The organism is Mammaliicoccus sp. A-M4 (genome assembly GCF_022386955.1).
GTDB classification, from domain to species: Bacteria; Bacillota; Bacilli; order Staphylococcales; family Staphylococcaceae; genus Mammaliicoccus; species Mammaliicoccus lentus.
In genome coordinates, this window is sequence record NZ_JAJNHH010000008.1 from 102,579 (window position 1) to 126,847 (window position 24,269).

Genomic DNA, 24,269 nt, shown 5'->3' on the forward strand with positions numbered 1-24,269 from the left:
AATTATGTCTAGAAATATTAAAGCGAAAAAAGGTTTAGAAATAGAATGTAAAGGTTGGGAGCAAGAAGCAGTTTTGAGAATGCTTTATAATAATCTCGATCCAGAAGTAGCAGAACATCCTGAAAAATTGGTTGTATATGGTGGTATTGGTAAAGCAGCACGTAACTGGGAAAGCTTTGATGCAATTGTAGAAACGCTAAGAAGATTAGAAAGCGATGAAACAATGCTCGTTCAATCTGGTAAACCAGTTGCAGTATTTAAAACGCATGAAGAAGCTCCACGTGTGCTTTTATCTAACTCAGTACTTGTACCTAAATGGGCAAATTGGGAACATTTCCATGAATTAGATAAAAAAGGTCTCATGATGTATGGTCAAATGACTGCAGGTAGTTGGATATATATTGGTTCACAAGGTATTGTTCAAGGTACATTTGAAACCTTTGCAGAGCTGGCTAATCAACACTTTGGAGGTACGTTAAAAGGCACGATTACTTTAACTGCTGGATTAGGTGGAATGGGTGGCGCACAACCACTTGCCGTAACAATGAATGAAGGTGTTGTAATTGGTGTAGATGTAGACCCTTCAAGAATTGAGAAACGTATTGAAACACGCTATTGTGATATGATTACAGATTCTTTAGACGAAGCATTAGAAAAAGCAGAAGAAGCTAAAAATGCAGGAAAACCATTAGCTATTGGTTTAGTAGGTAACGCTGCAGAAGTTCATCACGAAATATTAAATAGAGGATTTAAAATTGATATCGTCACTGACCAAACATCAGCACATGATCCACTAAATGGCTATGTACCAGAAGGTTATTCTTTAGAAGAAGCTGATAAATTACGTGAAAATGATCCTAAAGAATATGTTAAATTGTCTTCTGCATCTATGAAAAAACATGTTGAAGCTATGTTAGCTTTTCAAGAAAAAGGTGCAATAGCATTTGATTATGGAAATAACATTAGACAAGTTGCTTTCGATGAAGGTTTAGAGAATGCCTTCAACTTCCCAGGCTTCGTGCCAGCTTACATTCGACCATTATTCTGTGAAGGTAAAGGACCATTTAGATTTGCGGCGCTCAGTGGGGACCCTAAAGATATCGAAAGAGCAGATCAATTAATGAGAGAGTTGTTCCCTGAAGATAAAAAGTTAATGCGTTGGTTAGATATGGCAAGTGAAAAAATTGCATTCCAAGGATTACCTTCAAGAATTGCGTGGTTAGGTTACGGTGAACGTGCAAAAATGGGATTAGCATTAAACGAGTTGGTTAGAAATGGTGAAATATCTGCACCAATCGTAATTGGACGAGATCATTTAGACTCAGGTTCTGTAGCTTCACCAAATAGAGAAACTGAATCAATGAAAGATGGTTCTGATGCAGTAGGTGACTGGGCAATATTAAATGCTCTTGTTAATACAGCAGCAGGTGGCTCATGGATTTCAGTTCATCATGGCGGCGGAGTAGGTATGGGTTATTCATTACATGCCGGTATGGTTGTTGTAGCAGATGGTAGTGAACGTGCAGATAGACGTTTAGGACGAGTACTTACGACAGATCCGGGTATGGGTGTAGTAAGACATGCAGACGCAGGTTATGAAACTGCGATAGACACAGCTAAAAATAAAAACGTAGATATTCCAATGTTAAAGGAGACAGAGAACAATGAATGATATTTTAATTCAAAACATAGGTGAATTAATTTTACCTAAGAAGACAGAAGGCCCACTAAAAGGCAAAGAATTGAATGATTTAAAAATTGTTAACAATGGAACAGTTGTCGTTAAAGATGGCAAAGTCGTATATGCAGGAGAACATACAGAAGAGTATGAAGCGAAAGAAGTGATAGACGCGACAAACCAAGTCGTGTCTCCTGGATTAGTAGACGCACATACGCATTTAGTATTTGGTGGCTCTAGAGAACATGAAATGGCGCTAAAACAACAAGGTGTAAGTTACTTAGATATACTTAAACAAGGTGGAGGAATCTTAAGTACAGTTGAGTCTACAAGAAACGCTTCAGAAGAAGCATTATATAATAAATCGAAAAAAGAAATTGTTAGAATGATTCAATTTGGAACTACAACAGTTGAAGCTAAAAGTGGTTACGGTTTAGATAAAGAGACTGAATTAAAGCAACTTGATGTTGCACATCGTTTAGAAGAAAATACACCAATTAGAATGAAACATACTTTCTTAGGACCTCATGCAGTACCTAAAGATGCAAAAGATAATGCTACTTTCTTACAAGAAATGATTGATTTATTAGATGATGTGAAAGATAAAGCTGACTTTGCTGATATATTCTGTGAAACAGGCGTATTTACAGTAGAAGAATCAAGACGCTATATGCAAGCAGCTAAAGATAAAGGATTAAAAGTTAAAATTCACGCTGATGAAATTGATCCGTTAGGTGGTCTAGGCTTAGCAATTGATGAAGGTGCGATTTCTGCAGATCATTTAGTTGCTTCAAGTGAAGAAGATAAACAATCATTAAATAATAGCCAAACAATCGCTGTGTTATTACCTGGCACAACATTCTACTTAGGAAAAGACCAATACGCAGATGCAAGGGGTATGCTAGATAATAATGGTGCAATTGCTATTGCTACTGATTTTAACCCAGGTAGTTGTGTAACCGATAATTTACAACTTGTAATGAGCATCGCAGCACTAAAATTAAAATTAACACCAAACGAAATTTGGAATGCTGTTACCGTCAATGCTGCAAAAGCAATTGATGCTGAAGCGGGTACAATTGAAGCTGGTGATCAAGCTGATATAGTTGTATGGGATATTCCAAATCATGAATATTTACCATATCATTATGGCGTAAACCATGCTCAAATAGTTATTATTGATGGTAAAAAAGTCTATGAAAACACTGGACTTATTACCGAATCTTAATTATTCCTTGAAAAGGTCATAGCCATTTGGTATATTTAGGTTAATTTAATAACTATATTGTTTAGGAATAAGTAATTTAAGCGGGTATGTATAGAGAGCTTGTGGTTGGTGCAAACAAGACATGAAACTTAAATGAATCTATCCTTTTTAAGAAGAACAATCGGTTTAAACCGTTATATGACTTAGAGTGCAGTCTATTACAGACTGTTAAATAGGGTGGCAACGCGTAAGCACCACGTCCCTTGTGTAATAACAAGGAACGTGGTGCTTTTTTTCTTAAACAATATAGAAAATAGGGAGGAAACATTATGTTAGATATTAAAATGATTAGAACTGAACCTGAATATGTAAAAGAAAAAATCGCTAAAAGAGGCGACGATCCATCAGTAGTAGATGAAATATTAGAATTAGATAAAGAACGCCGTGAACTTATTGTAAAAACAGAAGAACTTAAATCACGACGTAATAGAGTAAGTGGAGAAATTGCTCAAAAGAAACGCAATAAAGAAAATGCTGACGACGTTATATTAGAAATGCGTCAAGTCGGAGATCAAATTAAAGAAATTGATCAATCATTAAACAAATTAAATGATGATGTAACTTACAAATTAGTAAGAATTCCTAATTTAATTAGTGATGAAACACCTGTCGGTAAAGACGAAGATGATAATGTTGAAGTACGTAAATGGGGCGAACCAAGAACATTTGATTTTGAATCTAAAGCACATTGGGACTTAGTAGAAAATTTAAAAATGGCTGATTTTGATAGAGCAGCTAAAGTATCAGGTGCACGTTTTGTCTTCTTAACTGGTAAAGGAGCACAACTTGAAAGAGCATTAATGAACTTTATGGTTACAATGCATACGACACAACATGGTTATACAGAAATGATGGTTCCTCAATTAGTAAATGCTGATTCAATGTTTGGAACAGGGCAACTGCCTAAATTCGAAGAAGACTTATTTAAAGTTGAAAAAGAAGGACTTTATACAATTCCAACAGCAGAAGTTCCTTTAACGAATTTCTATCGTGATGAAGTGCTTGAAAATGAACAGTTCCCTATCAAATTCACAGGACAATCAGCTTGTTTTAGAAGTGAAGCGGGTTCTGCAGGCCGCGATACAAGAGGTCTCATTCGTCTACATCAATTTAATAAAGTAGAAATGGTGAGATACGAGCGTCCTGAAGATTCATACAATGCATTAGAAGAATTAACTAACCATGCTGAAAAAGTACTTCAAGCTCTAGAACTTCCTTATCGTACAGTTAACCTATGTACTGGAGATATTGGCTTTGGAAGTGCAAAAACATATGATATTGAAGTTTGGTTACCAAGCTACAATGATTATAAAGAAATTAGTTCATGTTCAAATATGACAGATTTCCAAGCAAGAAGATCAAATATTAGATTTAAACGTGATAAAGATTCTAAACCAGAATTTGTACACACTTTAAATGGTAGTGGGTTAGCAGTAGGACGTACATTTGCTGCTATTGTTGAGAACTATCAAAATGAAGATGGTACAATTACTGTTCCTGAAGTATTAGTACCATTTATGGGTGGTCAAACTGTAATAGAATTATAAATGTGTGAAACAGTATAAAAAGGGTAATCATATTAATGGTTACTCTTTTTTTAGATTTAACTTGAATATAATTTTTATATCTGGTATACTTAGTATACAAAATAAATAAAGGGAGTTATGACACATGACTAATTTCAATTTCGACAAAGTACACAGTAGTTTAGAATTTACAGTAAAACACTTAATGGTATCTCGAGTTAAAGGTACTTTTGATGATTATGATGTAGAAGTTACTGGTGACGTAAATGATTTATCATCATTAAAAGCTAAAGTAACAATTAAAGCACATTCAATTAATACTAATAACCCTGATCGTGACGCACACTTAAAATCAGCTGATTTCTTTAGTGCAGAAGAAAATCCAAATATTACTTTCGAATCTAAATCTATAAGTGAAGATTCAGTAACTGGTGATTTAACAATTGCTGGTACAACACATGAAGAAACATTCGATTTAGAATTTAATGGAGTAAGTAAAAACCCATTAAACGGAGAAACAGTTACAGGATTTGTAGTGGATGGTAAAATCGATCGTGAAAAATATGGCGTATCATTTAACCAAGCATTAGAAACTGGTGGCGTAATGATAGGTAAAGATGTTAAATTCGAAGCAAGTGCTGAATTTAGCTTAGGAGAATAATATAAATAAAAGAATGGTAGCTCTTTGAGCTGCCATTCTTTTATTTATATAAGGATTATTAATTGTCTTAATATTTCGTCAAATTATATTGCTAAACTTAATTTGATATGATAAAACTAATACATATAAAAAACAAAAAAGAGGTAAGTCACACTGAGGTTAGACAAACGTTAGACTAACCTTTGAAACTATCTCCTTGAGAATGGAGGTATTATAAGTGCAGGAATCTGCAAGCATACATAAATCCTTGTTTTTACAAGGTGTTAAAGATTGTATACCAACAATGCTCGGTTATTTTAGTGTTGCGATAGCTTTTGGAGTAGTTGGTGTGTCATCAGGTTTATCCATTTTAGAAATTGCATTGTTATCCATTTTTGTTTATGCAGGTGCTGCTCAATTTATCATTTGTGCGCTTGTAGCTATCCAATCTCCTATATCTGCTATTTTCTTAACAATATTCTTTGTGAATTCTCGTTTATTCTTACAAAGTTTAGCTTTAGTACCACCCTTCAAAAACAATAGTTTGTGGTCAAATATTGGAATTGGAACTCTTGTAACTGATGAATCATTTGGTGTAGCTATTACAAAGTATGCAAAAGAAAAATCTTTAAATGCTACATGGATGCACGGGCTTAACATTTCAGCATATATATTATGGGTTACAACTTCGATATTAGGTGGTTTAATAGGTAATCTAATTCCAAACCCAGAAATGTTCGGATTAGACTATGCATTGTCAGCAATGTTTATTTTTCTATTAGTTGCTCAATTCGAAACGATACAAAAAAATAAAATAATTTATCATTTGTGGCTCATATGTTTAACAATTTTTTGTATGTTGTTATTTACGTTATTTATGCCAACGTTTCTTTCTATTATATTAGCAACATTAGTCGCTTCAATTACAGGGGTGGTGTTTGATAAATGACGATATCAATGTATTTACTACTCATTACAGCTGGGTGTTTCATTATGACATGGGTTATAAGAGTAGCGCCGTTTGTTCTATTATCAAGATTTGAATTACCGGCTGGAATCATTAAATGGTTACAATTTGTGCCGGTTTGTTTATTTACAGCACTTATTGTAGAAGGCATGTTAAATCAAGAAGGATCAACAGGATATCAACTTAACTTAGAAAGTGTTTTTGTTGCAGTACCAACTGTCGTTATTGCATTTGTCACGCGTAGTTTAACAATATCTGTTTTAGCAGGGATGTTGATTATGGCTATTGTAAGATTTGTCTTTTAATAACAAAGTATAAGTTATTGAAAGATCATTGCTTTTCTAGTATTCTTAATATTAATTACATAGTAAAGCTTATTCAGAGAAGTTGAGGGATTTGGCCCGATGAAACTTCAGCAACCGGTCACCTTAGATACGGTGCTACGACCAACGAGTCTACTCGCATAATAAGAATGATGAGAACTTCTTACTTCTTTAACGAGTAAGAAGTTTTTCTATTATATAAGAGGGGGTTAGATAAGATGATTTCTCGTGAAACAGGTTCAGTAGAATTAGGTCGATTTGAAACAGAATCAGGAGAAGTGATTGATAACTTAAAGCTTCAATATGAGCATGTCGGTTATAAGGGGCAACCGCTTGTTGTTATCTGTCATGCATTAACAGGTAACCATTTAACGTATGGAGATGATGAGCATCCAGGTTGGTGGAGAGAAATTATCGATGGTGGTTATCTGTCTATAAATGATTATCAATTTATAACTTTTAACGTTATAGGTAGCCCATTTGGGTCGAGTTCAAAATTAAATACACCCCATTTTCCAGATACTTTAACGATGAGAGATGTAACTAAAGCTAATATATTGGCTTTGAAACATTTTGGTTATGAAAAAATTGATGTTCTAATTGGTGGTTCATTAGGTGGCATGCAGTCTCTCGAAATTTTATATGACGGGTCAATTGAAGTAAAGAAAGCCGTTATTTTAGCGGCAACTGAAAAGACATCATCTTATAGCAGAGCTTTCAATGAAATTGCAAGACAAGTTATTCAAATGAATGGTCAAGACGGATTAAGTATTGCAAGACAATTAGGCTTTTTAACTTATCGTTCAAGTAAAGATTATGAAGCAAGATTCTCAGCAGATGATGTTGTCAGTTATCAAAAATATCAAGGTAATAAGTTTAAAAATAGCTTCAATAAAGATTGTTATCTCACTTTATTAGATGTATTAGATAGCCACGATATATTTAGAGGACGAAATGATGTTGAAGAACGATTAAAACAAATAGATACAAAAGTATTAACACTAGGGTTCACTGATGACTTATTATATCCAGATGACCAAGTAAAATCACTCGGTCGATTCTTCAAGTACCACAGACATTTCTTCGTGCCAGATAATGTTGGGCATGACGGATTTTTATTAAACTTTGGAGATTGGGCACCATATGTTTATCATTTCTTAAAATTACATAAATTTAAAGCACGTTAAGTCGTTAAAAAAGTCACCTACATTGTTTTAAAGTATAAAAATCTGTAAAATAGAGAAAGATGTTTAAAATAGATTGGGAAGTGAAAATTTTGTCTTTTAAAGTCGATATAAAAGCGACAATTATTTCAATAGTTTTACTAATGTTAAGTATGGTTATTATTAACTTTTTACCACCTTTAGCATTTGTAATACTACCGTTCATTACAATACCTGGAACAATACTTTGGTATCGATCAAAACCGTCGTTTTTTGTGACAGTTGTAGTGGCATTATGCGCAACCGTATTACTTAGTAACGTATATTTATTAACTGTCATGACACTGATGATTTTTATGAGTGTATTTATTGGACAATTATTAATAGAACGTACATCTAAAGAACGTATATTATATTTAGTAACAGCATTTATGAGTGTATTAACAATTGCTGGTGTGTTAATCATGCAATTAACGGGAAAACTACCACTAACAAGTAATGTTTTTAATGAATATTATGATGTAATCGTGTCTTATTTTGAAATGAGTGGTAATTTCAGTACAGAAATTCAAGAATCTCTTCAAGCTTCAATTGATATATTACAAGCTAGTATTCCTGGGTATATTATATTATGGGTATTTTTATTAGTACTTGTTAATTTACTCGTGACTTTCCCTATATTGAGAAAGTATAAAATCGCAACACCGGTATTCAGACCATTATTTATGTGGCAAATTAAAAGTAGTGTCGCTTTCATTTTTGTAATCACAGTACTCGTTAGTTTATTCGTAACGAAAGACAATGTTGTGATGTATGGCATAGTCACTAACTTACAGTTTGTGTTAGAATGGGTTATATTTATCCAAGCATTATCCCTATTCCATTTATTTATAAAAGTAAAAAAATTACCTATAATTGTAGCTGTAATTATTTTCGTTCTTGCTTTTATATTTAAACCAATTGCATACTTATTTGGCTTAATGGACATATGGTTTAATTTAAAACAACGCATAAAAAAGTAAATTGAGGTGAGTTTATGAACCGTCAATCAGTTAAAAAAGCCCTAATATTTCCTTATATTATTATGATGGTCTTGGCTTTAGCACTGCTCGTTTTAAGTTTTTTAAATTCAATATTTTGGGCGATTATTGCGACGGTTATTACTGTAGTCCTATTTGCAGCGAGTGTTTACTTTATTAGAACCAGCTTTGCAAAATTAGATTTATACATCGGGAGTCTAGCGGGTCGTATTACCAAAAGTAAAACGAGTGCTGTGAGTGACTTGCCAATTGGCGTAATATTACTCGATAAAAACTATAATATTGAATGGATTAATAATTTTATTAGTAGACGTTTAGAAAGAGATGTATTAAACGAACCAATAAATGAAATATTTCCAAATATATTAAAAAGATTAGAAAATACACAAGAAGTAGAAATTGAAGAAGGATCATACAAATATAAAGTCACTTACACTGAAAATGAAAAATCAATTTATTTATTTGATATAACAGAAACTTCACGTGTATATGAATTATATGAAAATGAAAAACCTATCATCGCTACGATATTTTTAGATAACTATGACGAAATTACACAAAACATGAATGACTCACAACGTTCAGAAGTGAATAGTCTTATTACTAATGTAATTAATGATTGGTCAACTCGTTATGAATTGTATGTTAAACGTTATAGTTCGGATCAATTTATTGGATTGTTAAACAATAGTATTTTAGAAGATATAGAAGCATCTAAATTCAATCTGTTAGATGATTTGAGAGATAAGACAAGAGAAATTGGGCATCCGCTTACTTTAAGTATAGGTATTGGTGAAGGCAGTGAGAACCTAATAGAACTTGGTGAACTATCTCAATCAAGTTTAGATTTAGCTCTTGGTCGAGGTGGAGACCAAGTTGCCATCAAGAACTTTAACGGTAACGTAAGATTCTATGGTGGTAAGACTGACCCAATGGAAAAACGTACAAGAGTACGTGCTCGTGTTATTTCTCATGCGTTAAGAGATATCTTAATCGAAGGTGACAAAGTCATTATCATGGGTCATAAATCACCAGATATGGATGCGATAGGTGCAGCTATTGGTGTTTCTCGTATTGCTAAAATGAATAATTTAGAGTCTTATATCGTATTAAATGATTCAGATATTGATGATACATTACAACGTGTTATGAGAGAAATTGATGAGAAACCAGACTTGAAAGAAAGGTTTATCACATCAGAAGAAGCATGGCATGAGATGACATCTCGTACGACATTAGTTGTCGTTGATACGCACAAACCAGAACTTGTAATAGATGAGAACTTATTAAATAAAGCAAATAGAAAAGTAGTCATAGATCACCATAGACGCGGGGAAAGTATTATTTCAAGTCCACTGCTTGTCTATATGGAACCTTACGCAAGTTCTACAGCAGAACTTGTAACAGAGTTGCTAGAATATCAACCGACAGAACATCGTTTAACAAGAATTGAATCGACAATTATGTTGGCGGGTATCATTGTAGATACACGTAACTTTACGTTAAGAACCGGTTCAAGAACATTCGATGCTGCGAGTTTCTTAAGAAGTCATGGTGCAGATACAATTCTTTGCCAGCACTTCTTGAAAGATGATATAGATACTTATATTAAGCGCTCAGATTTAATTAAGACAGTTAAACTATTCCGTGGTGGCGTAGCAATTGCACATGGTGATGAAGAACAAATTTATCATCCTGTTACAGTTGCACAAGCTGCAGATGAACTATTAGGATTAGAAGGTGTAGAAGCTTCATATGTTGTAGCTAAACGCTCAGAAGACACAGTTGGTATTTCAGCTCGTTCTTTAGGAGAAGTGAATGTACAACTAACAATGGAAGCTCTAGGTGGAGGCGGCCATTTATCAAACGCTGCTACACAAATTAAAGATTCAACAGTAGAAGAAGCAATCGAAAAACTTATTGAGGTTGTTGAAACAGATGAAGAAGGAGTGGAAGAATAATGAAAGTTATTTTCACACAAGATGTTAAAGGAAAAGGTAAAAAAGGAGAAGTTAAAGACGTGCCAGTAGGTTACGCTCAAAACTTTTTAATTAAACATAATTATGCTGTAGAAGCGACAGCAGGAAATATGAAACAATTAGAACAACAAAACAAACGACAAGAAGAAATCAAACAACAAGAAATCGATGATGCTAAAGCATTAGCAGATAAATTAAAATCATTAGAAGTTGAAATTTCTGCTAAAACTGGTGAAGGCGGTAAGTTGTTCGGTTCTGTTAGTACAAAACAAATCACACAAGCTTTACAAAAACAACACGACATTAAAGTTGATAAACGTAAAATGGATTTACCGAACGGTATTCACAGTTTAGGTTACACAAACGTACCAATTAAACTTCATAATAAAGTTTCAGGTACATTAAAAGTACACGTTGTAGAAGAATAACAGATTATATAAAATAGGTCGGTATTTGATTTACCGACCTATTTTAATGCGTTATAATAAATAATATTAAAAATGGAAAGGAGTAATCAGTATGGATGGTATGGATAATATGATGAATCCACGACAAATGCCTCATAATATAGAGGCTGAACAATCTGTTATCGGTGCAATCTTAATTGATCCTGAACTGATTAACTCAACAGGTGAAACATTAATACCTGAAGCTTTCTATCGAGCTAATCATCAACATATATTTAGAGCTATGTTGATGTTAAATGAACAGAATAAGGAAATTGATTCAGTTACCCTGATGGATGAATTAGCAGCTGAGTCTTTGCTAGAAGAAGCTGGTGGACCGGCTTATTTAGCTGAATTAGCAAACAATGTACCAACAACTAGAAACGTTCATTTCTATATAGATATTGTGTTTAAACATGCTGTTAAGCGTCAATTAATTCGTGTAGCAGATAGTATTGCTGAAGATGGGTATAATCCAGAGCTTGATTTAGAGTCACTATTAGGTGATGCAGAGAAGAGAATTTTAGAGATATCTGCTACTAGAGGGACAGAAGGTTTCAAAGATATTAAAGATGTTTTAGGTATTGTGTTCGATAATGCTGAACAGTTAGATCAAAATAGTGGTCAAACCCCGGGGATACCAACTGGATATCGTGATTTAGATCAGATGACAGCAGGTTTTAACCGCAACGATTTAATTATTATTGCTGCGAGACCTTCTGTAGGTAAGACTGCCTTCGCATTAAATATTGCCCAACAAGTTGCTACTCACGAGAACTTATTCTCAGTCGGTATATTCTCATTAGAGATGGGTGCAGACCAGCTAGCGACACGTATGATTTGTAGTACAGGTAACGTAGACTCTAATAGATTGCGTACTGGTTCTATGACGGAAGAAGACTGGAGTAGGTTTACAGTAGCTGTTGGTAAATTATCACGTACTAAAATATTCATCGATGATACACCAGGTATCCGTATCACTGACATAAGAGCTAAGTGTAGAAGATTAAAACAAGAACACGGATTAGACATGATTGTGATCGACTATTTACAGTTGATTCAAGGTAGTGGTTCACGTAGTTCTGATAATAGACAACAAGAAGTATCAGAGATTTCACGTATGCTTAAAGCTATTGCGAGAGAATTAGAATGTCCTGTTATCGCATTGAGTCAGTTATCTCGTGGTGTTGAACAACGACAAGATAAAAGACCGATGATGAGTGACATTCGTGAATCAGGTTCTATCGAGCAAGATGCGGATATTGTGGCTTTCTTATACCGTGATGACTATTATTCTCGTGGTGGAGAAGATGAAGATGGTGAAGCGGTAGATGCAGGTGCACAAGATGAAAACGGTGAAATAGAAATTATTATCGCAAAACAACGTAACGGCCCGACAGGAACCGTTAAATTGCACTTCATGAAACAATATAACAAATTTACAGATATAGATTATCAACATGCCGGTATGGAATTCGGATAAAAAAAGTTTTTAACCCAAAAGACGTACATTTATTATGACTTTGTAATAAATGTACGTCTTTTGTTTCGTGAAATGACAGTTAATTATTGTTTCGTTTGTGTTTTGAAGCATATAATTTTCAGGATAAAACCTTGTAACTACCATGGTTAAAGCTTTCTTAATGCAAATTTTTAGAATATTAAAATGTAAATTAACACCATAAATTAATGTTCGTTTTTAGTTTGCATTTTAAGTATAGGACTGATAGAATACTTAATGGTTAATGAGAAAAAGCGGAGGTGCTCACATGTCATCAATCGTAGTAGTTGGGACGCAATGGGGAGACGAAGGTAAAGGTAAAATTACAGATTTCTTAGCTGAAGATGCAAATATTATTGCGCGTTTTTCAGGTGGTAATAATGCAGGTCACACAATTAAATTTGACGGAGAAACTTATAAATTACACTTAGTACCATCAGGTATTTTTTATGAAGAAAAATCAAGTGTTATCGGTAACGGTGTAGTAGTAGATCCAGTAGCTTTATTGAAAGAATTAGACGCATTAAATGAACGCGGTGTAGCAACAAACAATTTAAGAATTTCTAACCGTGCTCAAGTTATCTTACCGTATCATTTGAAACAAGATGAATTAGAAGAAGAAAAACGTGGAGATAATAAAATTGGTACAACGAAAAAAGGTATTGGTCCAGCGTATGTAGATAAAGCACAACGTATCGGTATCCGTATGGCTGATTTATTAGATAAAGAAACATTTGAAAAACTTTTAAAACAAAATCTTGAATATAAAAATGAATTATTTGAAAAAATGTTTAACGCTGAAGGTTTCACGTTTGATGAAATCTTTGAAACATATTACCAAGCAGGTCAACGCTTGAAACAATATGTTACAGACACAGCTAAATTATTAGACGATGCTTTCGTTAATGATGAAAAAGTATTATTCGAAGGTGCTCAAGGTGTAATGTTAGACATTGACCACGGCACATACCCATTTGTTACATCAAGCAACCCGATTGCAGGTAACGTTACAGTTGGTGGCGGTGTTGGACCAACTTACGTATCTAAAGTAATCGGTGTATGTAAAGCATACACATCACGTGTAGGAGATGGCCCATTCCCAACAGAATTATTTGATGAAGATGGTCATCATATCCGTGAAGTAGGTCGTGAATACGGAACAACTACAGGACGTCCACGTCGTGTTGGTTGGTTTGACTCAGTTGTATTACGTCATTCACGTCGTGTAAGTGGTATTACAGATTTATCAATCAACTCAATCGACGTATTAACAGGCCTTAAAACAGTTAAAATCTGTACAGCATACGAAATTGATGGTGTAGAAATCACAGAATACCCAGCAAACTTAAATGAATTAGAACGTTGTAAACCAATCTTTGAAGAACTACCAGGTTGGGAAGAAGATATTACAGGATGTCGTTCATTAGAAGAATTACCAAAAAATGCTCGTCGTTATTTAGAGCGTATTTCTGAATTATGTAACGTTAAAATCTCTATCTTCTCAGTTGGGCCAGATAGAAACCAAACAAACCTATTAGAAAACTTATGGGACTAATAAATTTTTAAATCGAAAACGCTGAGACAAATTAATTGTCTCAGCGTTTTTGTTTGAGTAAATAAGGGAGTAGATGTTGCAAGACGAGGTCCACGTGCAATATATTGCTTCCTTATTGACAAGACTATCGAGAAAAGTCAACAAGGCCCTCGTTATTGACACGTTTACTGAGAAAAGACAATAACTTGCCCGTTACAACTTAAAACTGAGAACCCTTAAAAAAAGGAGCCATACAACACCTGCTGTATGGCTTCTTTTTCTAATAACGACAATCAATATCGAATTGTATTTCATTATTAATTAGTGTATTTCACGTTTTTTAAACCGTCCACCTTTTACTTCACTTACATCTCCGATTGATAAGAAGGCTGTATTATCTATTTCTGTTACGATATCTTTTAGCTTAGATTCTTCTAATCTCGTTATTACACAGAATAATACTTTTTTATCTTCTCCTGTATAAGCTCCTTCACCGTTTAAATATGTTACGCCTCTGCCTAAACGGTCGTTTATAGCTTCTCCTATGTCTCGATATGTATCACTGATGATCCATACGGCTTTTGATTCGTCAAAACCTTGTACAGTAACGTCTATCATTTTAGAGGCAATAAAATAAGCTACTACTGAAAACATCGCTGATTCCCAATTAAAAACAAATCCTGCTGCAGCGAATATGAAAAAATTGATTAGCATAACAATTTCTCCAACTGAAAATGGCGCTTTACTACTAATAAGAATGGCACTGATTTCAGAACCATCTAATGATCCGCCGTATCTAATTACTAACCCAACACCCAAACCAATAATTGCACCACCAAAAATTGTAACCAAAAATATTTCTCTAATAAAAGGTTCAAAATGATGTAAATAAGCTGTTGTAACGGAAAGGACTGTAATTGCATACACCGTTGATATCGTAAAAGTCTTACCTATTTGTTTATATCCTAAAAAGAAAAATGGAATATTCAATAAGAATATAAAAAGACCAAGTTTCATATTAGTTAAGTGACTTAATATAATAGCTATGCCAACTATACCGCCATCTAATAATTTATTCGGCACTAAAAATAACTCTAAACCAATACCCATTAAGACACTGCCGATTGTTATAAAAATTAGTCTTTTTATAATCTCACCTTTACTTAATTTACGATGTCCCTTTTTTATTGTGAGCTTTTCTTCCATATCATCATCCCTTTATAATGTTCCTAAATATATTATATAAAAAAATTAAAATAAAATCTTGTCATTCTTTAAAGACCATGCTATAATCAATTTTGTGCTTATGAAGGCCCCTTGGTCAAGCGGTTAAGACACCGCCCTTTCACGGCGGTAACACGGGTTCGAGTCCCGTAGGGGTCACCATTTCAATTTCATACATATTAGGTCCCGTGGTGTAGCGGTTAACATGCCTGCCTGTCACGCAGGAGATCGCGGGTTCGATTCCCGTCGGGACCGCTTTTAATGCTTATCGTAATAACGATAAGCATTTTTTATGTTATTTGCCATTGAATAACGGCAAACAATAGAATTAATCATCAAATAGTGTTAAATTATAGTATAGGATATCATGCACAAATCTGTGCTCGAAGATACTTACTTTCAAAAAGAAATGAGGTTAGTGCTATGGCTAGAAAAATAGTAGTCGTTGATGATGAGAAACCAATTGCAGACATACTAGAATTTAATTTAAAAAAAGAAGGTTATGATGTTTATTGCGCATATGACGGTAATGACGCAGTAGACCTAATATATGAAGAAGAACCAGATATTGTCTTATTAGATATTATGTTACCAGGTAGAGATGGTATGGAAGTTTGTCGTGAAGTACGTAAAAAATTCGACATGCCTATTATTATGTTAACAGCTAAAGATTCAGAAATAGATAAAGTTTTAGGACTAGAACTAGGTGCAGATGACTATGTAACGAAACCTTTTTCAACACGAGAATTAATCGCACGTGTTAAAGCTAACTTACGTAGACATTATTCACAGCCTAGCCAAACAGAAGATGAAGAAACAAACGAAATAGTCATTAAAGATATTACAGTATATCCAGATGCATATTCAATTAAAAAACGTGGCGCAGATATCGAATTAACGCACCGTGAATTTGAATTATTCCATTACTTAGCGAAACATATCGGACAAGTCATGACACGTGAACATTTACTACAAACTGTATGGGGTTATGATTACTTTGGAGATGTAAGAACTGTGGACGTTACAATACGTCGTCTACGCGAGAAAATTGAAGATGATGCATCTCATCCAGAATACATTGTAACGCGTAGAGGCGTGGGTTACTTCCTGCAAACTCAAGAGTAGGATGATGCTATGAACTGGTTAAAAAAATTCCAATCCCTCCACATTAAACTTGTTGTAATATATGTTTTATTAATTATTATTGGTATGCAAATAATCGGATTATACTTTACGAACAGTCTAGAAAAAGAAATGACGCGTAACTTTAAGACGAATATCGAACAGCATGTTAAACAGATTAATTACAACATCAAGAAAGCATACAATTCGGAAGATCCAGACCGAAATTTCCAAAAAGAAATACAAGGCATTTTAGATGATTATGCAAATCGCACAGAAATTGATGAAATTCGATTTATCGATGAAGACCAAATTATTGTCGCGACATCTAAAGCCACAAACCAAAATACCGTCAACCAGAAAGTAAACGATAGCTCTGTTCAAAAGGCATTATCATTAGGAAAAGCTAACGACAAAATTGTCTTGAAAAATGATTCTGCAGATAAAAATAGAGTGTGGATTAAAAATATGCCCGTATATTATGACGATAAAGTTGTAGGGGATATTTATGTTGAATCGGATATTGATTCTGTTTACGAACAATTAAATAACATTAACCAGATCTTTATTATCGGTACAGCTATTTCATTATTAATCACAATCGTACTCGGTTTCTTTATTGCGCGAACAATTACGAAACCAATATCAGACATGCGTAACCAGACGTTCGAAATGTCTAAAGGTAACTATACACAGCGTGTAAAAATATACGGTAATGATGAAATCGGCGAACTAGCCCTTTCATTTAACAACTTATCTAAACGTGTACAAGAAGCACAAGCGAATACAGAAAGTGAAAAACGTCGACTAGACTCAGTTATTACACATATGAGCGATGGTGTTTTAGCTACTGACCGTCGAGGTCGTGTTCGTATTATTAATGAGATGGCGCTTAAGATGCTTGGTTTAGAACGTGGAGAAGTTGAATCTAAACATATATTAGATGTCTTAAACATTGATGAAGACTATTCATTGGATGATTTACAAGAAAATAATGATAGTTTTGTTATCGATATTAACGAAGAGGAAGGTCTAATCGTACGTGTTAACTTCAGTACAATTATTCAAGATACTGGGTTTATAAATGGTTACATTGCCGTCTTACATGACGTAACAGAACAACATATTCTTGAAAATGAACGACGTGAATTTGTTGCGAATGTTTCACACGAATTGCGTACACCTTTAACTTCTATGAGAAGTTATATTGAAGCTCTAGAAGAAGGCGCTTGGCGTGATCCAGAAGTTGCACCTACGTTCTTAAATGTTACGAGAGAAGAAACAGACCGTATGATTCGTCTAGTAAACGATTTACTTCAATTATCTAAAATGGATAATTCAGGCGAGCAAATGAATACAGAACTAATTGATTTCAACATGTTTATCAATAAAATTATAAATCGTCATGAAATGACACAAGGTAAAAATGTTACGTTTGTACGTGACATACCAGTTAAAGGACTATTTGTAGAAATTGATCCTGATAAGATGACACAAGTATTTGATAATGTCATAACAAATGCGATTAAATACTCACAAGAATCTAAAAAACGTGTCGAGTTTCATGTGAAACAAAATACGTTATATAACAGAATGACAATACAAATTAAAGATAATGGTATTGGTATTCCTGTTAATAAAGTAGATAAAATATTCGATCGATTCTTCAGAGTCGATAAAGCAAGAACACGTAAAATGGGCGGTACTGGTTTAGGTCTTGCAATTACTAAGGAAATCGTAGAATCCCATAATGGTAGAATATGGGCAAATAGTAAAGAAGGCCAAGGTACATCGATTTATATCACATTACCATGTGAAATAATGGAAGATGAGTTTGGTGATTGGGATGGGTAATAAAGAAGTCTTTAAATCTGTTATACTCATCATATTCGTATTCTTCAGTGTTTTCATGACATATCGCGTATGGACTTTTACGCCCGAGTTAACTGACTTAGAATCCGATATGAACGCTGAAACACCTGCCATTGGACCTAAAATAAGTAAACCTATAGATAGTGTTATCATGCCTTTAAGAATTATTAATCGAAATGGCACGGATCTGAAAGGGACGTCTAACGTTGAAGAAATCAAGAAGATAATAGATGTTATGTTAGATAAAGATGTAAAGAAAGTAGATATCTTATCGAGTGAATCAGCTGTGCAGTTAGATGATTTATCAGAAAGATATACGATTTTAGACTTCCCAGATAGTTTGCCGAGTGAGATGTATTTAAATCAAGTGTTAGGACTGAGCATGAGCAATTACCCTAAAATTAATTTTGATAGAATACTTGTAGATACGAAATCAACAGATCGAGCGAATGTATATTTATTAAGTGAAAACAAACAAAAAGCAATTAAGCTACAAACGACGATTAAAAGTCATGAATTTGATAAAATAAATAAAGAGGCGGCATCTAAATTTAAGCCTTATACAAGTATTATTACAAACCAGAATACGACGGATGAAATCAATCAGATATACGCACCTGAAACAGCAGATAACATCAATATTTATCGATATGTATCGAACAAAATTTCGGTATCGGATTTAAATGATGTAATCTTAGGTGATTCAGTTATTGCTCGTAATAATGATAATCACGTTTCAACTTATAATAACAATACAGGTATAGCGACAGTAAACGAAAAGAAACAAACATACCGTTATACAAATTTATCTGAAGATGAAAACAACATAAACAATCTTTCTAAATCGATATCTAATTCATTTAAATTTATTAACGAACATGCTGGATTTACAGATGAGTTTCGCTTATTTGATACAGACCCGAAAAAAAGTAATGTCAATTATAAAATGTTCTTAAATAACTATCCTGTATTTGATGAAGATAATCTTTCTTCAATTGAAGCTTCTTGGGGTAGAGATACAATTACAGAATATAATAGAGGGCTCATTACAACTGGTGTCGCTGTACCTTCTAAGAAAGAGTCAGATGAGATACCAACAGCAGAAGAAGTTCGTTTCAATTTAGCCTCAAATGCTGAAATAGATTTTAATAAAGTAACCAATTTTGCTATAGGTTATGATTTATCGTTACCAGTTGATGATATTGATAACCTACAAGATACAATAGAATTCACGCCTAAATGGTATGTAAAATATGATGGCGAATGGAAACAGTACGAGAATGGAGGGTTAAAATAATGGATTGGAAACATGCCAAAACACTCTTCATTATCGTATTTATTCTCATTGATATAGGACTGGTTCTTGTTTATTTTAATAAAGTGAATAACTCTATTGTCCAAGAATCAAATGATCAATCTGACGTGAACTTTACAAAAGAAGGTATTGATTTACCGAATTTACCAAGCTATAAAAATAAAGAAATGCAAGCTATCACAGCTGATAGTAAATCGTTCACTTCAAATGACCTAGAAGGGGTTTATACATTATCAGAAAAAGATACAAAAATTAGCAAAGATTTAGATGATGAAAATTTAACAAAAGACAGCAAAGAGCAGACATTTAAAACTCTAATTAATAAAGAAGCCTATAAAGGTAAAGAATATCATCAAAAAGAGAATAATAAAGATAAAAATAAAGTCATATACGAACAAAGCTATGATGATTTCCCTATATTGAATAATAGTAAAGGTGAAATTGTCTTTAACATCGAAAATGGAAAAGTTAAGAACTTTACTCAAACATATTTAGATAAGTTAAAACCTGGTACAGGTGATAACAATAGTAAACAAAAAGTAGTCGATGCAAGGACAGCTTTAGAAACCTTATATTACAACACATATTTAACAAAAGGCGATACAGTAGAATCTGTAAGGTTAGGCTATTATAGTGTTGTAAAAGAAATAGGTGGACAAGTACTTGTTCCAAGTTGGGAAGTTAAAGTGAAATCTAAAGAAGATGAAAAAGAAAAGACGACCTTGCTATATGTTGACGCTATTAAGCCAGAATCAACTGTATTAGAAGAATCATAGTTTTAAAAAGCAGTAATTAAAGGAGATGAACACTTGTGATCGCAATGAGCGTACTCGCAAGTGGCAGTACAGGAAATGCCACTTATATAGAATCAGATAAAGGAAGCCTGCTCGTAGATGCTGGATTAACAGGTAAAAAGATAGAAGGTTTATTTCAACAAATAGATAGAAGCATTAGCGACTTAGAAGGCATCTTAGTGACGCATGAACATATCGATCACATTAAAGGGCTAGGCGTTCTCGCAAGAAAATATAAACTACCTATTTATGCTAATAAGAAGACATGGCAGAAAATAGAAGCAAAAGATAAAAACATACCGCTAGATCAAAAGTTCAACTTCGAACCATTTGAAACAAAGACATTAGCAGGTATAGATATCGAATCATTTAGCGTGTCACACGATGCGATAGACCCGCAGTTCTATATATTCAACAACGACTACAAAAAGCTAACAATGATTACCGATACAGGATATGTATCAGATAGAATGAAAGGTATGATACATGGCAGTGATGCCTTCGTATTCGAAAGTAACCATGATGTAGATATGTTGCGAATGGGAAGATACCCATGGCAGACGAAACAACGTATATTAAGCGATATGGGACACGTATCAAACGAAGACGCAGCACATGCAATGTGCGATGTTATAACAGGTAATACAAAGCGTATATATTTATCTCATTTAAGCCAAGACAATAACATGAAAGACTTAGCGAGAATGAGCGTGGGTCAAATACTTAACGAACATGATATAGATACGAAAAAAGAAGTCACGTTATGTGATACAGATAAAGAAAAAGCAACACCAATATATTACTTATAACTAAAAGATATCCCCAATTTAGCGGTTGGGGATATCTTTTTATTTTGTGCACAGGAATAAACACAGTTATACACAACTGTCCACAAATTGTGTATAAACCATGTACTTGCCCACAAAGTTATCCACATTGCATAAAAAACAGTGGATAAATCATAACTAAATGAATAAAAATAACTTACAGAATTTTAAAAAAGAGAACAAAAATTTTAAAATGTTGATATAATGATAACTGAACTGTGCATAAGTTAATAACCTGTGGATAACTTTTAAGACAATGTATAAAGGTGGATAAAGATGAAAATCACAATTATTACAGTAGGCAAGCTGAAAGAAAAATACTGGAAACAAGCAGTAGATGAATATAACAAGAGACTAGGAGCCTACACAAAGACCGAATTAATCGAAGTAGCAGACGAAAAAGCATCAGATAATATGAGTGAGAAAGATATAGAGATTATGAAAGAAAAAGAAGCGGACAGAATCATGTCTAAAATTAAAGCAGACAGTCACGTTATTACTCTGGAAATAGAAGGGGAGATGTTAACAAGCGAGCAACTAAGCAAAGAAATAGATAACCTCATGACGCGAGGTAACTCACATATAACATTTATCATCGGGGGATCAAACGGACTACATAGTAAAGTACTACAACGCAGCAACTACGCCCTATCGTTCAGTAAAATGACCTTCCCACACCAAATGATGAAAGTTGTGTTAATGGAGCAAGTGTATAGAGCATTTAAGATAATGCGTGGGGAAGCATATCATAAATGATGCGGTTTTTTCAGCCGCTTCATAAAGGGATTTTGAATGTATCAGAACATATGAGGTTTATGTGAATTGCTGTTATGTTTTTAAGAAGCTTATCATAAGTAATGAGGTTCATGATTTTTGACATAGTTAGCCTCCGCAGTCTTTCATTTCAAGTAAATAATAGCGAAATATTCTTTATACTGAATACTTATAGTGAAGCAAAGTTCTAGCTTTGAGAAAATTCTTTCTGCAACTAAATATAGTAAATTACGGTAAAATATAAATAAGTACATATTGAAGAAAATGAGACATAATATATTTTATAATAGGAGGGAATTTCAAATGATAGACAACTTTATGCAGGTCCTTAAATTAATTAAAGAGAAACGTACCAATAATGTAGTTAAAAAATCTGATTGGGATAAAGGTGATCTATATAAAACTTTAGTCCATGATAAGTTACCCAAGCAGTTAAAAGTGCATATAAAAGAAGATAAATATTCAGTTGTAGGGAAGGTTGCTACTGGGAACTATAGTAAAGTTCCTTGGATTTCAATATATGATGAGAATATAACAAAAGAAACAAAGGATGGATATTATTTGGTATATCTTTTTCATCCGGAAGGAGAAGGCATATACTTATCTTTGAATCAAGGATGGTCAAAGATAAGTGATATGTTTCCGCGGGATAAAAATGCTGCAAAACAAAGAGCATTAACTTTATCTTCCGAACTCAATAAATATATTACATCAAATGAATTTAATACTGGAAGATTTTATTACGCAGAAAATAAAGATTCATCTTATGATTTAAAAAATGATTATCCATCAGGATATTCTCATGGATCAATAAGATTCAAATATTATGATTTGAATGAAGGATTCACAGAAGAAGATATGCTAGAGGATTTAAAGAAATTTTTAGAACTATTTAATGAATTAGCTTCAAAAGTTACAAAAACATCCTATGATAGCTTGGTCAATAGCATAGACGAAATACAGGAAGACAGCGAAATTGAAGAAATTAGAACAGCACAAAAAGATAAGACACTCAAGGAAGTGGAAGCACCTAAAGGAATAATTCCAAAATATAAAAAAGGTGTATCAAAGACTACTAAAAATGATTCAGAAATTGAAAAATCAAATAAAGAGAATAAATTAACCGGTAAAGTTGGAGAAAAATTAGCGCTAAATTACTTTAATGAGCTAATTGATAATAAAATAGACGAAGATAAGAAAGAACAGTTTAGGAATATTTTAAATGATAATCCAGGCTCTCAACACGGTCATGGCTATGATTTAGTAGCTTTTGATCCAACAAATACAGATAAAGCTGTAGAAAAATTTATTGAAATTAAAACATCTACATCTTCTAGTATTGAGGAACCATTTTTTATGTCGCTAAATGAAATGTTTGCTATGAAAGAATATAAGCAGAAATATTTAATATTAAGAATATTTAATGTTTCTGGTAAAGAACCACAATTTTATTTTATAGATCCATATGCAAATTATTCTGAATTTAAAGATGTAGATGATCTCATTGACAAAGTATTTAATGTAGAAGCTATTCAGTATAAAGTTTTTGGCGAAAAATGATTACTTGAACAAGAGCTAAAATAAAATTGTGATCTAATAAAAATAGAAACTGTAATTTAAATAAAACTTTCTAAATAAGCTAACTGATAAAAAATCAGTTTGTCCACAGTCTGAAACAAGATTCCTATATTCTTTAGGAATCTTGTTTTTTCTATTTTTATGGTGATAAAGAGCAGATAAGATAATGTGTAATAATCACAAAAAAGTTAAATATTTTAAGGCTTGTTTAATTATTAATGATTTTATATATAAAGAGCAGTATAATAAAGTTGTTAATATATTATGAATAATATTCAAGTAATTTTATTGTTTTTTAATTTGTCGATATTTAAGTTGAGTTAAATTTAAAGGGTGTAATTTGTTTTACAATGATGAAGATAATTAGTCTATCAAAATAAAGGGGTTGGGACTGTTATGAGTGATAATTTGTCATTATTCATTGACTATATCAATGATAATATAATCTATGGTAGTGAAATCAAACGGGAGAAATTAGAGAATTTATTTAATCAATTTGCTATAAAAAATGTTGAAAAGAACATTGTCTATGATGAACTGAAATCTTTAGATATTACAATCATTGAGTCACAGGATTCATATAAAAATAAATTGAAGAGATTATTTTCGGTTCTGTTGCAAAGTAAAAAAATATAGCTAACCACTAATTTATCATGTCAGTGTTCGCTTAACTTGCTAGCATGATGCTAATTTCGTGGC

21 protein-coding genes, 2 tRNA genes, 1 riboswitch and 1 other annotated feature are annotated in these 24,269 nt (G+C 33.2%); of the genes, 22 read left to right on the top strand and 1 reads right to left on the bottom strand.

Going from position 1 to position 24,269, the window contains the following annotated elements; all coding sequences use genetic code 11:
* Positions 1-4: 4 nt before the first annotated feature.
* The 12 genes from hutU (at position 5) to LQ682_RS08565 (ending at position 14,085) form a co-directional block, all read left to right on the top strand.
* Positions 5-1,672, top strand: coding sequence for a urocanate hydratase (gene hutU / locus LQ682_RS08510; RefSeq protein WP_064204305.1), 1,668 nt, complete (start codon positions 5-7; stop codon positions 1,670-1,672).
* The gene (hutI, locus tag LQ682_RS08515) at positions 1,665-2,906 is read left to right on the top strand and encodes an imidazolonepropionase (RefSeq protein WP_064204306.1); all 1,242 of its coding nucleotides are present in this window, start codon (positions 1,665-1,667) and stop codon (positions 2,904-2,906) included. The genes hutU and hutI overlap by 8 nt, the downstream gene beginning before the upstream one ends.
* Positions 2,907-2,954: 48 nt before the next feature.
* Positions 2,955-3,152 (top strand) — a binding site (T-box leader).
* Between the two features lie 62 nt (positions 3,153-3,214).
* Complete coding sequence (gene serS / locus LQ682_RS08520) at positions 3,215-4,492, top strand: serine--tRNA ligase (protein WP_218688123.1); 1,278 nt, start codon at positions 3,215-3,217, stop codon at positions 4,490-4,492.
* Positions 4,493-4,616: 124 nt separating this feature from the next.
* Positions 4,617-5,132, top strand: coding sequence for a YceI family protein (locus LQ682_RS08525; protein WP_016999167.1), 516 nt, complete (start codon positions 4,617-4,619; stop codon positions 5,130-5,132).
* 217 nt (positions 5,133-5,349) lie between these two features.
* Complete coding sequence (locus LQ682_RS08530) at positions 5,350-6,060, top strand: AzlC family ABC transporter permease (protein ID WP_082894572.1); 711 nt, start codon at positions 5,350-5,352, stop codon at positions 6,058-6,060.
* Positions 6,057-6,383, top strand: coding sequence for an AzlD domain-containing protein (locus tag LQ682_RS08535; RefSeq protein ID WP_016999165.1), 327 nt, complete (start codon positions 6,057-6,059; stop codon positions 6,381-6,383). Before LQ682_RS08530 ends, LQ682_RS08535 begins: the two co-directional genes overlap by 4 nt.
* A gap of 66 nt (positions 6,384-6,449) precedes the next feature.
* A riboswitch (SAM riboswitch) is annotated at positions 6,450-6,551 on the top strand.
* 68 nt (positions 6,552-6,619) lie between these two features.
* Positions 6,620-7,588, top strand: coding sequence for a homoserine O-acetyltransferase MetX (gene metX, locus LQ682_RS08540; RefSeq protein ID WP_016999164.1), 969 nt, complete (start codon positions 6,620-6,622; stop codon positions 7,586-7,588).
* 80 nt (positions 7,589-7,668) lie between these two features.
* Entirely contained in the window at positions 7,669-8,586 is a 918-nt protein-coding gene (locus LQ682_RS08545; RefSeq protein WP_231051118.1) for a DUF2232 domain-containing protein, read from the top strand.
* 14 nt (positions 8,587-8,600) lie between these two features.
* Positions 8,601-10,565, top strand: coding sequence for a DHH family phosphoesterase (locus LQ682_RS08550; RefSeq protein WP_064204309.1), 1,965 nt, complete (start codon positions 8,601-8,603; stop codon positions 10,563-10,565).
* Positions 10,565-11,011 (top strand): 50S ribosomal protein L9, encoded by a 447-nt coding sequence (gene rplI, locus LQ682_RS08555; RefSeq protein WP_064204310.1) that lies wholly within the window; start codon positions 10,565-10,567, stop codon positions 11,009-11,011. Before LQ682_RS08550 ends, rplI begins: the two co-directional genes overlap by 1 nt.
* A gap of 100 nt (positions 11,012-11,111) precedes the next feature.
* Positions 11,112-12,512: a replicative DNA helicase gene (gene dnaB / locus LQ682_RS08560; RefSeq protein WP_026023617.1), complete on the top strand. Its 1,401-nt coding sequence runs from the start codon at positions 11,112-11,114 to the stop codon at positions 12,510-12,512.
* Positions 12,513-12,798: 286 nt separating this feature from the next.
* On the top strand, positions 12,799-14,085 hold the full coding sequence (locus tag LQ682_RS08565) for an adenylosuccinate synthase (RefSeq protein WP_214269650.1): 1,287 nt from the start codon (positions 12,799-12,801) through the stop codon (positions 14,083-14,085).
* A gap of 300 nt (positions 14,086-14,385) precedes the next feature.
* Here the strand turns inward: LQ682_RS08565 and LQ682_RS08570 are convergent, their stop codons facing one another.
* Entirely contained in the window at positions 14,386-15,270 is an 885-nt protein-coding gene (locus tag LQ682_RS08570; protein WP_214269649.1) for a YitT family protein, read from the bottom strand.
* Positions 15,271-15,375: 105 nt separating this feature from the next.
* Between LQ682_RS08570 and LQ682_RS08575 the strand changes: the two genes are divergently transcribed.
* From LQ682_RS08575 to LQ682_RS08620, 10 genes are all read left to right on the top strand, one after another.
* Positions 15,376-15,450 (top strand) — tRNA-Glu (locus tag LQ682_RS08575).
* A gap of 20 nt (positions 15,451-15,470) precedes the next feature.
* Positions 15,471-15,543: transfer RNA gene (locus tag LQ682_RS08580), tRNA-Asp, on the top strand.
* A 168-nt stretch (positions 15,544-15,711) separates the two neighbouring features.
* Complete coding sequence (gene yycF, locus LQ682_RS08585) at positions 15,712-16,413, top strand: response regulator YycF (protein ID WP_064204313.1); 702 nt, start codon at positions 15,712-15,714, stop codon at positions 16,411-16,413.
* 9 nt (positions 16,414-16,422) lie between these two features.
* Entirely contained in the window at positions 16,423-18,264 is a 1,842-nt protein-coding gene (walK, locus tag LQ682_RS08590; protein ID WP_218688124.1) for a cell wall metabolism sensor histidine kinase WalK, read from the top strand.
* Positions 18,257-19,579, top strand: a complete 1,323-nt coding sequence (locus LQ682_RS08595) for a YycH family regulatory protein (RefSeq protein WP_218688125.1) — start codon at positions 18,257-18,259, stop codon at positions 19,577-19,579. The genes walK and LQ682_RS08595 overlap by 8 nt, the downstream gene beginning before the upstream one ends.
* Entirely contained in the window at positions 19,579-20,373 is a 795-nt protein-coding gene (locus LQ682_RS08600) for a two-component system regulatory protein YycI (RefSeq protein ID WP_182093664.1), read from the top strand. Before LQ682_RS08595 ends, LQ682_RS08600 begins: the two co-directional genes overlap by 1 nt.
* A 44-nt stretch (positions 20,374-20,417) precedes the next feature.
* Positions 20,418-21,200: an MBL fold metallo-hydrolase gene (locus LQ682_RS08605; RefSeq protein WP_182094119.1), complete on the top strand. Its 783-nt coding sequence runs from the start codon at positions 20,418-20,420 to the stop codon at positions 21,198-21,200.
* Between the two features lie 294 nt (positions 21,201-21,494).
* Complete coding sequence (gene rlmH, locus LQ682_RS08610; RefSeq protein ID WP_064204318.1) at positions 21,495-21,974, top strand: 23S rRNA (pseudouridine(1915)-N(3))-methyltransferase RlmH; 480 nt, start codon at positions 21,495-21,497, stop codon at positions 21,972-21,974.
* 321 nt (positions 21,975-22,295) lie between these two features.
* Complete coding sequence (locus tag LQ682_RS08615) at positions 22,296-23,552, top strand: MrcB family domain-containing protein (protein WP_000566670.1); 1,257 nt, start codon at positions 22,296-22,298, stop codon at positions 23,550-23,552.
* Positions 23,553-23,966: 414 nt separating this feature from the next.
* A complete protein-coding gene (locus LQ682_RS08620; RefSeq protein WP_001282728.1) occupies positions 23,967-24,206 on the top strand; it encodes a hypothetical protein in 240 nt (79 codons plus the stop codon).
* Positions 24,207-24,269 lie beyond the last annotated feature (63 nt).

What these genes read in the sequence shown, in the direction of transcription:
- hutU (WP_064204305.1), top strand. Translation starts at nt 5, where the DNA reads ATGTCTAGAAATATTAAAGCGAAAAAAGGTTTAGAAATAGAATGTAAA.
- hutI (WP_064204306.1), top strand. Translation starts at nt 1,665, where the DNA reads ATGAATGATATTTTAATTCAAAACATAGGTGAATTAATTTTACCTAAG.
- serS (WP_218688123.1), top strand. Translation starts at nt 3,215, where the DNA reads ATGTTAGATATTAAAATGATTAGAACTGAACCTGAATATGTAAAAGAA.
- LQ682_RS08525 (WP_016999167.1), top strand. Translation starts at nt 4,617, where the DNA reads ATGACTAATTTCAATTTCGACAAAGTACACAGTAGTTTAGAATTTACA.
- LQ682_RS08535 (WP_016999165.1), top strand. Translation starts at nt 6,057, where the DNA reads ATGACGATATCAATGTATTTACTACTCATTACAGCTGGGTGTTTCATT.
- metX (WP_016999164.1), top strand. Translation starts at nt 6,620, where the DNA reads ATGATTTCTCGTGAAACAGGTTCAGTAGAATTAGGTCGATTTGAAACA.
- LQ682_RS08550 (WP_064204309.1), top strand. Translation starts at nt 8,601, where the DNA reads ATGAACCGTCAATCAGTTAAAAAAGCCCTAATATTTCCTTATATTATT.
- rplI (WP_064204310.1), top strand. Translation starts at nt 10,565, where the DNA reads ATGAAAGTTATTTTCACACAAGATGTTAAAGGAAAAGGTAAAAAAGGA.
- dnaB (WP_026023617.1), top strand. Translation starts at nt 11,112, where the DNA reads ATGGATAATATGATGAATCCACGACAAATGCCTCATAATATAGAGGCT.
- LQ682_RS08565 (WP_214269650.1), top strand. Translation starts at nt 12,799, where the DNA reads ATGTCATCAATCGTAGTAGTTGGGACGCAATGGGGAGACGAAGGTAAA.
- LQ682_RS08570 (WP_214269649.1), bottom strand. Translation starts at nt 15,270, where the DNA reads ATGGAAGAAAAGCTCACAATAAAAAAGGGACATCGTAAATTAAGTAAA.
- yycF (WP_064204313.1), top strand. Translation starts at nt 15,712, where the DNA reads ATGGCTAGAAAAATAGTAGTCGTTGATGATGAGAAACCAATTGCAGAC.
- walK (WP_218688124.1), top strand. Translation starts at nt 16,423, where the DNA reads ATGAACTGGTTAAAAAAATTCCAATCCCTCCACATTAAACTTGTTGTA.
- LQ682_RS08595 (WP_218688125.1), top strand. Translation starts at nt 18,257, where the DNA reads ATGGGTAATAAAGAAGTCTTTAAATCTGTTATACTCATCATATTCGTA.
- LQ682_RS08600 (WP_182093664.1), top strand. Translation starts at nt 19,579, where the DNA reads ATGGATTGGAAACATGCCAAAACACTCTTCATTATCGTATTTATTCTC.
- LQ682_RS08605 (WP_182094119.1), top strand. Translation starts at nt 20,418, where the DNA reads ATGAGCGTACTCGCAAGTGGCAGTACAGGAAATGCCACTTATATAGAA.
- rlmH (WP_064204318.1), top strand. Translation starts at nt 21,495, where the DNA reads ATGAAAATCACAATTATTACAGTAGGCAAGCTGAAAGAAAAATACTGG.
- LQ682_RS08615 (WP_000566670.1), top strand. Translation starts at nt 22,296, where the DNA reads ATGATAGACAACTTTATGCAGGTCCTTAAATTAATTAAAGAGAAACGT.
- LQ682_RS08620 (WP_001282728.1), top strand. Translation starts at nt 23,967, where the DNA reads ATGAGTGATAATTTGTCATTATTCATTGACTATATCAATGATAATATA.